Here is a 13,159-nt window from a genome sequence, read left to right on the forward strand (position 1 = left end):
AGTCGATGTCGATGTGACCCCAAGCTGCGTCTAGCCGCTCTGGGCAGCCGTAAGCGATTGCCACTCGCACCAAACCGGAGCCCTGCGCATTAAACAGCTCTGTGAGGCGAACAAAGTTTTCGCGGGTATCAGTGATTTCCGGGTCGCAGAGCCGTTTCTTTGCCAAATCGAACTGGCCCTTATAGTCAGCCCCTGGAACCATTGTTGGCGGCCATGAAAAACTGCCCGTAGATGGCCACGGAATTGCTCGCCTGATGGCCACCGGGACTGCCCACGTATGGCCATGAGTTCTGCCCAGCTGTGGCCGATTGGTTTGCCCGCATTGTTCGCTTATCCCGCCGTGTCGTAAGACGGCGGGGGCCTCTTCCCGTTTGGATTTCGGTGTCGAATCGAATCCGCTGACAGGAAGAGGCCCTGAATGAAGGATGCCCTAGAAACCGTGAAAATTCTTGCTGCCTATGATCTGACCAAGTCGCTGCGCGCTGCAGCGGAGCTGTCAGGTTGTTCCCACCACACCGTCGACCGGCCCGTGCAGGCCCGCGATGCCGGCCGTGCACCGGGGGCCGTGCCCGACCGGCCCAGGGTCACCGATGCGTGGCTGCCGAAGATCGAGGAATGGGTCGAAAAGTCCAAGGGCCGGATCCGCGCCGATGTCGTTCATGCCAAGGCAACCTCATCGGCCAGATCGAAATGATGATCATCGCAGCCGGGCCCGACAAGGCCAGCGGCCGCATGCGCTTTGACGAACACATCCAGATCGTCGAAGCCATGGAGTCCGGCGTGGAAGACAAGGCTGCCGACGCCCTGCGCGACCACATGAGTGATTTTTGCTCCCGGTATGTCGGGGACCTGGTGCAGGGCGAGCTGCAGGCCGCCGCAGGCTGAAAGGCCGGCTGCCGGCCCGTCCACGGTCGACATATCGCTGCAGCGACACCATCTATGAGTCTCATGAGAGGGTCGCCCTCAGCGTGCGAAACAGCTGCATACCCAACCAGACTGATCATGATGGTCTGAATCGGAGTTCACCTGGCATGGATGAAATTGGACTTGGAGTTCACATCACGACAGGCGGAGGCCAAGCAGGCGCGTGATTCTCCCGTCCAATGACAGCGCACTCAAAACGCCGATAATGGCGATTTCGTCGTGCTGGATGGCCATGGCTTGATGGATGTTCCGTGCTCTATGGAGCGAAGTCCTGGTCATGCTCTCCTCTGTCTGCGCCCATGAGATGGTTGAAGGGAGGTCGCAACGCTATGACGGTCAATGGATTCCAGTCCTCGGCTTGGTCCGCACATCACTGCTCGGCCCATTTCGCGAGTCGGGTTCCGGTTGAGCCCGGGAATGTCGTCTCGTCGCAGTTGGCCTCCGCCGCGGCTGCTGGTGATGGAGGAGAGGGATTCCCAGGGCAGCAAAAGGATCATCACACTCGGATGGTTTGGGGCTCGAAGTGCTCACAAAAGAGGGTGTGGACACTGTCCACACCCTGGGCTTCGGATTCGGTTGTACCGGGATCGGACCGGGCCGGACTGGGAATGTTTTCGGGGGAGGGCGGATTTCAAGGGTTGGAGCCCGGTTCGAGTCCCACCTCGGGCACGTGTTTTCCCTGTTCAGCGGCTTTTGAGCCTCTGAGTGTGGACAAATTGTGTTTTGAAGGGCCCCTTCGGGGGCCTTTTTCATTGGTGGCCGGTGGTGTCGCGGGCTGGCTCCTTCGTTCCCGGGTCGGCGGTCTTGGTGCTTGTTACCTGTTCATGGACGTAACTGGCTGGGGCAACATGACCTGAGAAAATTTCTGCTCGGGCTTCTTTTCCTGGTCTTTGGGTGTTCACCTGGCTTCTCCTTTTCGCTTCGTGGTTGCTGTTGTGCCTGTTCATGGTGGGTCCGGGGGAGTCCGACATGACTTGTATCGAGTTTTTCGGGAATCGGTTCCGCCGGACTCCCGCAGATGCTCTGGGGCGCATCACCGTGGCCGACTGGGAGCCGGTATTGCCGTGGATTTGGCTCATGAAGCTCACGCCACCTTTCTTCCGTGCGTCTCTGGTTTTCGCGTCGTTGCCTGTTCATGGTTACCTTCGGCGTCTACTGCATGATGCGGTGGAGGTTTTTTGGCGCGGCGTCCGGAAATGAGGTTTCCGCCTGGCTGGTCTTTCATATTCCTTCATGGCCAACCTGCTGGATGACTGCATGACGCAAGGGTGATTCACTGACACGGCCTCAGTGACCCAAACCCACACGTGACTCCCGCCGTCGCCGGGTGCCGGGAACAAGCCGGAAGTGTCAGGTTGAAATTCAGGGCCTTCGGAAGGGTGCGTCAGCAATAAGGAACAGGGACGCTAATCTGAGGGCCTTTGAGTGGCAGCCTGACGTCAGGTTGGGGTGTACTTCAAGCTGATCCTGGTCGGAGTGTTGGTCGGTAAGCCGAGAGCTTGCGAGGCATTTCGGTGAGATGCCGCCGGTTACAAGACGGCGCAGTAAGGCGGAGTTGTGCCCGAGAACAAGGGTCCAGCTGACAGTGACCCTTGGGCCCGTGCCCTCGCTCCTAGGAGAACTCCTTCAGCGCGTCCGTGAGAAGCGTGCCCGGTGTGCCAAGTCGCAAGTGGACGCCCTTTGAAGCGACCAATCGGCCCGCAATGACGACGTCGGTGACGTCGCTGGCCGTGGCGCTGAACGCGAACTGCAGAGGCTTGGATCCAGCGGTTCGGGTCGAATCGGGATCCACGGCCATCAGGTCGCAGACCGCGCCGACCGCCAGGGCAGAGGCAGCGATGGGCGTTGCCATGGATCGGACGGCCCCGTTGGTAGCGGCATGCAGCAGTTCCTGCGGGGAGAACCTGCCGCGCTGACCGGAACCGAGCCGCTCACCGTGCTCCAGCATGCGCATTTCCACCCACGGGTCGATAACCGCGTGCTGGTCTGTACCCAGTGCTATGGCGGCGCCGGCGTCGGACAAAGTGCGGGCCGGGCCGATCCCGTCGGCGAGGTCTGCTTCGGTGCTGGGACACATTACTACCGTGGCGCCGGCGTTGCCGAGCATGGCGATATCGCCAGGCGTCAGGTGGGTGGAATGGACGGCCGAGAGCCGCCCTGAAAGTAGGCCGTGCCGCTCCAACAGGCCCGTAGGCGTGACGCCATAGGCCGTCTGGCATGCTTCGTTCTCGGCTGGCTGTTCGCTGAGGTGGATGTGAAGGGGCATATCCTCGGGCAGGTGCGCGGCCACAACCGCCAGGTCCTTGTCGGGGACGCCGCGCACGGAATGCAACGCGGCCCCCACCCCGACCATCTCCGCGGGAAAGCTTTGCGCGATTTCCTTCCGAAGCGAAGCGAGCCTCTCCAGCCAGGACTGGACGTTGGCGTCGCCGAACCGCGCCTGTTCCGGGCTCAGCGGCGAACCAATCCCTCCCGCCAGATAGAGCGTGTCCAGTAGTGTCAGGCGGATCCCCGCCGTCATGGCCGCCCTCGCCAGGGCCAGTTCCATGGCATGGGGTTCCGCGTAGGGAGCCCCGCCCTGCTGGTTGTGGACATAGTGGAACTCGGCCACGCTGCTGAAGCCGGCAACCACCATTTCCGCGAACACGGCACTGGCGAGCTTTTCGTAGGTCTGCGGCGTCAGCTCGGCGGCGCTCCGGTACATCTGCTCCCGCCACACCCAAAAATCGCCGCGTCCGTCATGCGTCCGCCCGCGCAGGATCCTGTGGAAAGCGTGGGAGTGGGCGTTGGCGGCAGCCGGAAAGACGACCCCCTTCAATATGTGGTCGCCGGGCTGCGCTTCCGCACCCGGTGTCAGCGCTGCAATGCGGCCGTCCCGTACATCCAGCCGCACCGATTCGAGTACGGCGGGACCGCCGTCGGCTTCGCCGGGGACACCGTCGCTGCCCACAACGGCCGACTCGCACCAGAACCCGGTCACAGGAGGCCCTCCAGGACATCCGCCAGGGCCTCGACGCCGGTGTTGGCGTCCTCGTCGGCGACATACTCTTCGGGGGAATGCGAGATGCCGCTGGGATTGCGGACGAAGAGCATCGCAGACGGCACATAGGCGGCGAGCACGCCGGCGTCGTGGCCGGCACCGGTCGCCAGCAGCGGAGCGCCGGGCAGGATCCCGCTGATCCGCCGGGTCAGGCCGGGATCGAAATGGACAGTGTCGCTGTAGGACTCCTCGGTGAGGGAAACGGAGCATCCTTCCCCGGCTGCTATCTGCTGGGCGGCGCCGTAGATCGATTCGATCAGCCGGGCGGTCACGGCGTCGTCGGGGTGTCGGGCGTCGAGCCACATGTCCACGCGCGAGGCAATGACGTTGGTTCCGCCGGGCACCGGCAGCAGACGACCAACTGTGGCACGCGCATCCGGCTGAGCTGCGGCGGCGTCACGTACGGCGACGATGATCTGTGCTGCTGCGACCATCGGATCAGCACGATCCGCCATCAGCGTGGTCCCGGCGTGGTTTCCCTGGCCGCCGATGCTCAGCTTCCAGCGGCCGTGACCCAGGATGGAACTTCCGACGGCGATGGCCGGGCCGCCCGTCCCCAGGCCCTTGCCCTGCTCCACGTGCAGTTCGACAAAGTCGCCGATCCGGGCCAGGGCCTGGGGATCCGGACCGACGTGCAGGGGATCCAGGCCGTTCAACCGTGCGACGTCCGCGAAGGTGTTGCCGTCGCCGTCACGCAGGTTCCGGGCCTTATCGACGTCAATGGCTCCGGTGAGAAGGCGCGATCCGAGGCAGGCGACCCCGAAGCGGGAGCCTTCCTCTTCCGGGAACACTGTGACGGCCAGAGACCGGTTCGGCACCTTTCCGCGGGCCAGAAGGATGTCGACGGCGGCGAGTGCCGAAGCGATGCCGAGCGGGCCGTCGAAGGCGCCGCCGCCGGGTACTGAATCGAGATGGCTTCCCGTGACCAGGGCGCCGTCCTGGGGTTTGCCCCACCAGGCCCAGATGATGCCGTTGCGGTCGGTCTCGACGGCGAGCCCGCGCTGGAGCGCCTGTTCGACGAACCACGCCCTTAGATCGAGTTCCGCCGTCGAGTAGACGGCTCGGGAATAGCCTCCGCGCACCGCGTCGCGGCCCACGTCCTTGATCGAGTCAAGGAGCTGATTGACGGTTTCCAATTGAACCTCCGCTTTTCATGTGAACTGCCATCAAGTAAAAACGACCTTTCACTGCATGGCAAGGGATCGCTGCGGGGGCGCCGGACAGTTAACAGGTCCGCCACATGCCCGAAACGGGACCGTTGCACACGGCCTCGATTAACCACGGGCTGATGAAGAACCCGTGAAATATGAAGGCATCTATTGCCATTCGATGAAAGTTGATTTTTACTTGATGGCAAGACAAAGTGATTCCGACCACGTGAAAGTGGGTCAAGTAGTGGCCGCAGATTCTTCAACACGGACGGTTGAGAGGGCGTTGGCGCTGCTCAGTGCAGTGTGTACTGACGGATCCCTCACCCTGAGCGACGCAGCCCGCGTCGTCGACCTGTCAGCAAGCACGGCCCTTCGCCTCCTGCGCACTCTGGAGGGCAGCGGTTTCGTTTCACGGGATCCGGCTGGAAACTTCCGTCCCGGTGCAAGTGTCATCCAGCTTGGCGCCCTGGCGTTGGGCCAAGAGTCACTGGTTTCGCTTTGCACGCCGCATATGAAGCGGCTGGTGGCCAAGACGGGGGAGTCCTGCTATCTCAGCATTCCCGGTCCTGGGGACACCGGAATCTACATAGCAATTGTCGAAGGCACCCGCTCGGTCCGGCATGCCAGCTGGGTGGGCAGGAGCATTCCGCTGGAAGGGTCGGCCGCCGGGCAGGTCCTGACAGGCGGCCAGCCGGACCGCGGCTTCGCGATAGTGCGAAGCGGCGTTGAAGACGACATCACAGCCGTCGCCGCACCGATCGTGATTGGTGGCCGCACCGTGGCCGCCCTGAGCATCGTGGTACCCAGCTACCGGCTGGACGAGGCGAAGGCCGTGACCATTGGCGAGGAGCTCGTGAAGGTGGCCGGCAACATCCTCACCGAGCCCTGCGGAGACCATGAACGGCCCCAGGAAAGCATGGAAGAGAAATGATTAAGTTTGAAAATGTCACCAAGGCCTACCCGGACGGCACGGTTGCCGTCGACGGGTTGAACCTTGAAGCCCCTACCGGGAAGCTGACCATTCTCGTCGGGCCTTCGGGCTGCGGCAAGACCACGTCCCTGCGGATGATCAACCGCCTGATCGAGCCCACCAGCGGCACCATCTACCTGGATGACGAGCCAACTTCCGGCATGGATGCAGCGTTGCTCCGCCGCCGGATCGGGTATGTCATCCAGCACGCCGGACTGTTCCCGCACCGCACCATCGTGGATAACGTCGCAACCATGCCGGTGCTGCTCGGAGAGAGCCGGCAGAAGGCCCGCATGAAGGCCCTTGAGCTCATGGAACGGGTCGGCCTTCCCGCGAACTTCGCCAAACGCTACCCCTGGCAGCTCTCGGGCGGCCAGCAGCAGCGTGTTGGCGTGGCCCGCGCCTTGGCATCGGACCCTGCCTTCATGCTGATGGACGAACCCTTCAGCGCTGTGGACCCCGTGGTCCGTGCGCAGCTCCAGGACGAGTTCCTCCGCTTGCAGCGTGAAATAGGCAAGACCATCATCATGGTTACCCACGACATCGACGAGGCCCTGAAGCTCGGGGACCAGGTGGCAGTGATGCGCGTCGGCGGAAAGCTCGCCCAGATGGCCACGCCGTCGGAGCTGCTGACCTCGCCGGCGGACGAATTCGTGGCCGACTTCGTCGGACGCGACCGGGGCTACCGTTCCCTCGGCTTCTCCAACGTGGCTGGAACCGTTACGGTCAGCGAAGAGGCAGTGGTTCAGCTCGGAGCCTCCGGCGCGGAGGCGCACGCAAAGGCGTCCGGCGCGTGGGTCCTGGTGGTCGACGGCGGACGGAAGCCGCTTGGCTGGGCACAGCCCGAGCTGATCACCGGCGAGCTGAAGCGGGAGCATGTGAACCTCAGCGGCACGTCCGCGACATCGTCCGGGACCATGCGCCAGCTGCTTGACGCCGCGCTGTCCTCACCCAGCCGCCGCGGCGTCGTCGTCAATGACCGCGGCGAGCTCATCGGCACGGTCACTGCCTCCGACATCGTAAAAGCCATCGAGGCCGAACCGCATCTGGAGACGGCCCGATGAACATGGAATGGCTGGGCCGCCAGTTCGACAACATTGTGTTCCTGCTCGGCTGGCATGTGCTGCTGGCCGTCACCCCTCTGGTCCTTGGCCTCTTGATTGCCTTGCCCCTGGGCTGGTGGGCACACCGCAGCCGCCGGATCTACCCCCTCCTGGTGGGCATCGCGGGCCTGCTCTACACCGTGCCCTCGCTGGCACTGTTCGTGCTGCTGCCGCTGGTGCTGGGCACCAAGATCCTGGACCCCCTCAACATCGTGGCCGCGCTGACCATCTATACCGTGGCCCTCCTGGTCCGCGTGGTGGCCGACGCCCTCGATTCCGTGCCCGAGGACACCGTCCAGGCCGCAAAGGCCATGGGCTACCGCGGCTACCAGAGCCTCGTCAAGGTCGAGCTTCCCGTGGGCGTCCCGGTCATCGCTGCCGGCCTACGTGTGGCCGCAGTCTCCAACGTGAGCCTCGTGTCCGTGGCCGCACTGCTGGGCATCCCGCAGCTCGGTTCCCTCTTCACCCAGGGCTTCCAGCTGCGGTTCTTCACCCCGATCATCGCCGGCATCATCCTCTGCGTGGTCCTCGCGATGATCCTTGACGGGCTGATCATTCTCCTCAACCGGTGGCTGACACCGTGGACCCCCAAGGTGGTGGCATCATGAACTACTTGTTCGACCCCGCGCACTGGACCGGCGCCGACGGCATCCCCAACCTGATCGGCGAGCACCTGCTCTACTCCGTCATTGCCCTCGCCATCGCTGCCGCTATCGCCATTCCGGTCGGCATCTACATCGGCGTCACCGGCAAGGGCGTGTTCCTGATCGCCGGCCTCGCCAATGCCCTCCGCGCCCTCCCCAGCGTGGGTCTGCTGATCCTGCTCGTGCTGCTGATCTCGCCGGCCTTCCCGTCCAAGATGGGCTACATTCTGCCGAGCCTCATCGTGCTGGTGCTGCTCGCTGTGCCGCCCATCCTGACCAACACCTATGCCGGCATCCGCGCAGTGGATGCGGCCGCCGTCGACGCCGCCAAGGGCATGGGCTTCCGCACCACGAAGATCCTCACGGATGTTCAGCTTCCCTGCTCACTCCCGCTGGTGCTGTCCGGCGTCCGCAGCGCACTGCTGCAAATCATCTCGACGGCGACCATCGCCGCCTACATTTCGCTCGGCGGCCTCGGCCGCCTGCTGATCGACGGCAAGGCCCAGAACGACTACAGCCAGATGGTTGCCGGCGCCGTGCTGGTGGCCCTGATGGCCTTGTTCTTCGACCAGTTGCTCGCCATCATCACCCGCCGGATCGTCTCACCAGGACTCACCCGGCGCCTCGTCAAGACCGCCGCCGCGGCCGACACCGTGAAAATCCCCGCCACGGTCTGAACCACCGCCCCCAAGCATCCTCCCAACCGCCGTCCGACACCAGACCCACCCAGCCTGGCCGCGGCATGCCCTGAGCCAGCCTCCCCCAGAGAGCATTGACATGAAAAAGTACCTGACCGGCATGACCCTCGCGGCCGCTGCCGCCCTTGCCCTGACCGCCTGCGGCGGGGATCCAATGAGCAGCTCAAACACCCAGACCGCCGCCTCGGGCGACAGTATCATCGTCGGCTCCGCGGACTTCCCGGAAAGCCAGCTGATCGCCAAGATCTACGCCGAAGCCCTCAAAGCCAAGGGCGTCCAGGTGACCGAAAAGCCCAGCATCGGCAGCCGTGAAGTCACCATCCCCGCCCTCAAGGACGGCTCCATCGACCTCATGCCCGAATACGGCGGCGCCCTCCTGCAGTACCTCAATTCCGCCACCAAGGCGGTCACATCCGAGGAGGTAACCAAGGAACTGGCCGCCAAGATCCCCTCCGGACTGACCATGCTGACCGCCTCCGAAGCAGAGGACAAGGACGTCCTGGCCGTCAAGAAGGAAACGGCCGACCAGCATAACCTCAAGTCCGTCAGCGACCTCCAGCCCGTGGCCAAGGAGCTCGTCCTTGGCGGCCCGCCGGAGTGGAAGACCCGCATCAACGGTGTGGCCGGCCTGAAGTCCGTCTACGGTCTTGAATTCAAGGAATTCTCGGCGCTCGACGCCGGCGGCCCCCTAACGCTGAACGCCCTCCTTTCCGGACAGGTACAGGTCGCCGACCTCTTCAGCACCGACCCCGCGCTGGCCGCAAACAACCTGGTTGCCCTCGAAGACGACAAGAACCTCTTCCTGTCCGAGAACATCGTCCCGGTCATCAACGAGAAGAAGTCCACGGCCACCGTCAAGGAGGTCCTGGACAAGGTCTCCGCCGCGCTCACCACGGAAGACCTGATCGAGATGAACGGCCGGGTGGCGAAGTTCGAGGACGTCGGTGAGACCGCCAAGGACTGGCTCAAGTCCAAGAACCTCGCCTAGGTCGCGCAGAATATTAGGAGCAATACATTGAAAGCCGATTTCACCACCGGTGCCCGCCCGGTCAAAGCAGCCCGCGGCACCGAGCTCACCGCCAAGTCCTGGCAGACCGAGGCACCCCTGCGCATGCTCATGAACAACCTTGATCCCGACGTCGCCGAACGCCCCGATGACCTGGTGGTCTATGGCGGAACCGGCCGGGCCGTCCGCAGCTGGGCAGCGTTCGATGCCATCACCCGCACCCTGGAAACCATGGACAAGGACGAGACCCTGCTGGTTCAGTCCGGCAAACCCGTCGGCGTCTTCCGCACCAACGAATGGGCGCCGCGCGTGCTGCTGGCCAACTCCAACCTCGTCGGTGACTGGGCCACGTGGCCGGAATTCCGCCGGCTCGAGGCTGAGGGCCTGATGATGTACGGCCAGATGACGGCCGGCTCCTGGATCTACATCGGCACCCAGGGCATCCTGCAGGGCACCTTCGAGACCTTCGCCGCGATCGCCCGCAAGCTGACCGGGGACGAGAACGGCACGCTCGCCGGGACCCTGACGCTGACCGGCGGCTGCGGCGGCATGGGCGGCGCGCAGCCCCTCGCCGTCACCCTGAACGAGGGCGCCTGCCTGATTGTCGACGTCGACGAGACCCGCCTGCGCCGACGGGCCGGCAAGCGTTACCTGGACGAGGTGGAGACCGATCTCGACGCCGCCATCGCCAAGGTCCTCAAAGCCAAGGAAGAACGCCGCGGCTGGTCCGTGGGCTATGTGGGCAACGCCGCCGAGGTCTTCCCCGAACTGCTGCGCCGCCACAAGGCCGGCGAGCTGACCATCGACATTGTCACGGACCAGACCTCCGCGCATGACCCCCTGAGCTACCTGCCGGAGGGCATCTCCGTGGACGAGTGGCACCGCGAAGCCGAGGCTGATCCGGAGGGCTTCACCAAGAAGGCCCAGGCCTCGATGGCCAAGCACGTCCAGGCCATGGTCGAGTTCCAGGATGCCGGCGCCGAGGTGTTCGACTACGGCAACTCCATCCGCGACGAGGCCCGCAAGGGCGGCTACAGCCGGGCGTTCGAGTTCCCCGGCTTCGTCCCGGCCTACATCCGCCCGCTGTTCTGCGAGGGCCTGGGCCCGTTCCGCTGGGTGGCACTCTCCGGCGACCCCGAGGACATCGCCGTCACGGACCAGGCCATCAAGGAACTCTTCCCGGAGAACAAGCACCTGCACCGCTGGATCGACGCCGCCGGGGAGCGGGTCGAGTTCGAAGGCCTGCCGGCCCGTATTTGCTGGCTCGGCTACGGCGAACGCGCCAAGGCGGGTCTGCTGTTCAACCAGCTGGTCAAGGAAGGCAAGGTCAAGGCGCCCATCGTGATCGGCCGCGACCACCTGGACTCCGGCTCCGTCGCCTCGCCGTATCGCGAGACCGAGGCTATGGCCGACGGCTCCGACGCCATCGCCGACTGGCCGCTGCTCAACGCACTGCTCAACACCGCCTCCGGCGCCACCTGGGTTTCCATCCACCACGGCGGGGGAGTGGGCATCGGCCGCTCCATCCACGCAGGCCAGGTTTCCGTCGCCGACGGTACCGACCTCGCGGCGCAGAAGCTTGAGCGGCTCCTCACCAACGACCCCGGCATGGGCGTGATCCGGCATGTCGACGCCGGCTACGACCGCGCCGTCGACGTCGCCAAGGAACGCGGCGTCCGCATCCCCATGAATTAAAACTAACCAGCCAAATGCGGCGGCCGGGCTTGTCCAAACTTGGATTTGGACAAGCCCGGCCACCGGTTTAGAGGAAAGCCTCGATGCCATGCTAGAAATCAACGGCGTCCACCTGCCGCTCTCCGACATCGCCAGAGTAGCTGCGGGGGGTGTGGAACTGGGCCTGTCCCAGAGTGCGCTGCAGCGGATGGCCCGGTCTCACCAATCAGCTCTCAGCGCCTCGTCGCGCAGGCCCGTCTACGGCCGCTCAACCGGCGTTGGTGCGAACCGCAACGTTGCTCTCCAAACCTCCACGGAACCATCTGCTCACGGGCTGAACCTCCTCAGAAGCCACGCGGTGGACGCCGGTACCAGCCTCAGCCGGGAAACCGTTCGGGCAATGCTGCTGATCAGGCTGTCCCAGCTTGCTGCAGGCGCCTCGGGCATCGATCCGGCGATACCGCTCGCTTTGCTGGCGATGCTCAACGACGACACACTGCCGGACGTCCGCAACTTCGGGGGCATCGGCACAGCCGACCTCCCGGCATTGGCCGGCACTGCGCTGACCCTGCTGGGGGAACGCCCAACACTCGGTGGAGGGAGGGTCAACGAACCCCTCAAGGGCTGGACATCAGGCAATGCCCTTCCCTTCATCAGCTCCAACGCGCTCACCATCGCCCAGACCGTGCTGGCACATCAACGACTGGAACGTATCCTCTACAACGCGGAAACGGTCAGCGCCCTGTCCTTCCTGGCGGTGTCGGGGAATCCGGAAGCGTTCAGCCCCGCCGTCGCTGCAGCGGCCGACACGAGATTCGTCGCGGATGCGGCGGCAACCATGCGATCACTGGTTCTGGGCCACCGGCCACCCGCAAGAATCCAAGACCCCTACAGCCTGCGGACCCTCCCTCAGGTCCACGGCTCCCAGGCCGAGGAACTCAGTCTGCTCAAAAAGCTGCTCGAGCGCCTCGTCACTGCCGGCCATGAAAACCCGATGATTCACGGCGGTTCCGCAGACCAGACAGAAGAGGTTTCCCATCACGGCCTGTTTCAGATGACGAATCTGGCGCGGCGCATCGACTCGATGCACATCGCCCTTGGGACCGGTTCGGCGGTCAACCTGCGCCGCATCGGGCTGCTGTGCGATCCGGCTTACACAGGTCTCAACCGCTTCCTGGCCGCCGACGACTCCGGCCAATCCGGTGTCATGATGCTCGAGTACGTTGCTGCAGCAGCCGTCGGCCGGATTCGCGTCAACTCACAGCCAGCGAGCCTTCAGACCGTTGTGTTGTCCCTCGGCGCCGAAGAAGATGCCAGCTTCGCAACCCTGGCTGCGGCGCAGCTGGAATCAACCGCGGACGCCCTATCAAAGCTGGTAGCAATAGAGCTTATCTGTGCAATCCGTGCGCTACGGCTGCAAGGCACGGAAGCGCAACAGCTCCACTCTGAAAGAATCCGGAAAATCCTCGATGTGGCGCAAGCCCTGCCCGAGTCAATCGAAGACCGCGACCTTCGACACGACCTCGCCCTAGCTGAGAATATCGTGCTCACCGCCCATAAGTGACGGACCGAGTGTGACAACTAGGCCAGATTCAGTTTCCGTCCGACCAGATCCCCTAGACACACCGATCGCTCCTCGGTCTTAAGGCCCCCTTTTACGCCGCTATGGAGTTCCGTCAAGCTGGCGCGGTTCCAGCTACGGCGTCAGCAGCTGTGCCGGCCTCGACATCTACGCCGAAGACCGTTCCTGGATCACGCGCGTGCACAACTCGTGGCGGCATCCCGTGCTGCGGCTTCGGAGGAAAGCTGTCCATCCACCCGGCCCAACTGGCGCCGGTCGCCCCAAGCGTCCACGCCGACAGAGGGCGAGATCAGCTGGGCGGAATCAGTGGTCCGCGCAGGGGGCGCCGCTGCGCAGATCGCAGGACAAATGGCCGACAGGCCCGTCA

11 protein-coding genes and 1 pseudogene are annotated in these 13,159 nt (G+C 64.3%); 9 read left to right on the forward strand and 3 right to left on the reverse strand.

Going from position 1 to position 13,159, the window contains the following annotated elements:
- Positions 1-418: 418 nt before the first annotated feature.
- Together QF036_RS11100 and QF036_RS11105 are read left to right on the forward strand one after the other, a co-directional pair.
- Positions 419-676: pseudogene (locus QF036_RS11100) on the forward strand (IS21 family transposase); the annotation flags it as partial.
- A 14-nt stretch (positions 677-690) separates the two neighbouring features.
- Entirely contained in the window at positions 691-885 is a 195-nt protein-coding gene (locus tag QF036_RS11105) for a hypothetical protein (RefSeq protein WP_307101763.1), read from the forward strand.
- A 174-nt stretch (positions 886-1,059) separates the two neighbouring features.
- Here the strand turns inward: QF036_RS11105 and QF036_RS11110 are convergent, their stop codons facing one another.
- From QF036_RS11110 to QF036_RS11120, 3 genes are all read right to left on the reverse strand, one after another.
- Positions 1,060-1,203, reverse strand: a complete 144-nt coding sequence (locus tag QF036_RS11110; RefSeq protein WP_307101764.1) for a hypothetical protein — start codon at positions 1,201-1,203, stop codon at positions 1,060-1,062.
- A gap of 1,333 nt (positions 1,204-2,536) precedes the next feature.
- Entirely contained in the window at positions 2,537-3,904 is a 1,368-nt protein-coding gene (locus tag QF036_RS11115; protein WP_307101765.1) for a formimidoylglutamate deiminase, read from the reverse strand.
- A complete protein-coding gene (locus QF036_RS11120) occupies positions 3,901-5,100 on the reverse strand; it encodes an allantoate amidohydrolase (protein WP_307101767.1) in 1,200 nt (399 codons plus the stop codon). Before QF036_RS11120 ends, QF036_RS11115 begins: the two co-directional genes overlap by 4 nt.
- A gap of 214 nt (positions 5,101-5,314) precedes the next feature.
- Between QF036_RS11120 and QF036_RS11125 the strand changes: the two genes are divergently transcribed.
- The 7 genes from QF036_RS11125 (at position 5,315) to QF036_RS11155 (ending at position 12,774) form a co-directional block, all read left to right on the forward strand.
- Complete coding sequence (locus QF036_RS11125) at positions 5,315-6,046, forward strand: IclR family transcriptional regulator (protein WP_307101769.1); 732 nt, start codon at positions 5,315-5,317, stop codon at positions 6,044-6,046.
- A complete protein-coding gene (locus QF036_RS11130; RefSeq protein WP_307101771.1) occupies positions 6,043-7,149 on the forward strand; it encodes an ABC transporter ATP-binding protein in 1,107 nt (368 codons plus the stop codon). The genes QF036_RS11125 and QF036_RS11130 overlap by 4 nt, the downstream gene beginning before the upstream one ends.
- Positions 7,146-7,796, forward strand: a complete 651-nt coding sequence (locus QF036_RS11135; protein ID WP_307101773.1) for an ABC transporter permease — start codon at positions 7,146-7,148, stop codon at positions 7,794-7,796. The genes QF036_RS11130 and QF036_RS11135 overlap by 4 nt, the downstream gene beginning before the upstream one ends.
- Positions 7,793-8,509, forward strand: a complete 717-nt coding sequence (locus QF036_RS11140) for an ABC transporter permease (protein ID WP_307101775.1) — start codon at positions 7,793-7,795, stop codon at positions 8,507-8,509. The genes QF036_RS11135 and QF036_RS11140 overlap by 4 nt, the downstream gene beginning before the upstream one ends.
- A gap of 100 nt (positions 8,510-8,609) precedes the next feature.
- Complete coding sequence (locus QF036_RS11145; RefSeq protein WP_307101777.1) at positions 8,610-9,518, forward strand: ABC transporter substrate-binding protein; 909 nt, start codon at positions 8,610-8,612, stop codon at positions 9,516-9,518.
- A 27-nt stretch (positions 9,519-9,545) separates the two neighbouring features.
- Complete coding sequence (locus tag QF036_RS11150; protein WP_307101779.1) at positions 9,546-11,231, forward strand: urocanate hydratase; 1,686 nt, start codon at positions 9,546-9,548, stop codon at positions 11,229-11,231.
- Between the two features lie 88 nt (positions 11,232-11,319).
- Positions 11,320-12,774, forward strand: a complete 1,455-nt coding sequence (locus QF036_RS11155; RefSeq protein WP_307101781.1) for an aromatic amino acid lyase — start codon at positions 11,320-11,322, stop codon at positions 12,772-12,774.
- Positions 12,775-13,159: the final 385 nt, after the last annotated feature.

Source organism: Arthrobacter globiformis, assembly GCF_030817195.1.
In the GTDB taxonomy this organism is placed as follows: Bacteria; Actinomycetota; Actinomycetes; order Actinomycetales; family Micrococcaceae; genus Arthrobacter; species Arthrobacter globiformis_D.

Coding starts and splice junctions, on each gene's coding strand:
- QF036_RS11105 (WP_307101763.1), top strand. CDS start 691: ATGATGATCATCGCAGCCGGGCCCGACAAGGCCAGCGGCCGCATGCGC.
- QF036_RS11110 (WP_307101764.1), bottom strand. CDS start 1,203: ATGACCAGGACTTCGCTCCATAGAGCACGGAACATCCATCAAGCCATG.
- QF036_RS11125 (WP_307101769.1), top strand. CDS start 5,315: ATGGCAAGACAAAGTGATTCCGACCACGTGAAAGTGGGTCAAGTAGTG.
- QF036_RS11130 (WP_307101771.1), top strand. CDS start 6,043: ATGATTAAGTTTGAAAATGTCACCAAGGCCTACCCGGACGGCACGGTT.
- QF036_RS11135 (WP_307101773.1), top strand. CDS start 7,146: ATGAACATGGAATGGCTGGGCCGCCAGTTCGACAACATTGTGTTCCTG.
- QF036_RS11140 (WP_307101775.1), top strand. CDS start 7,793: ATGAACTACTTGTTCGACCCCGCGCACTGGACCGGCGCCGACGGCATC.
- QF036_RS11145 (WP_307101777.1), top strand. CDS start 8,610: ATGAAAAAGTACCTGACCGGCATGACCCTCGCGGCCGCTGCCGCCCTT.
- QF036_RS11155 (WP_307101781.1), top strand. CDS start 11,320: ATGCTAGAAATCAACGGCGTCCACCTGCCGCTCTCCGACATCGCCAGA.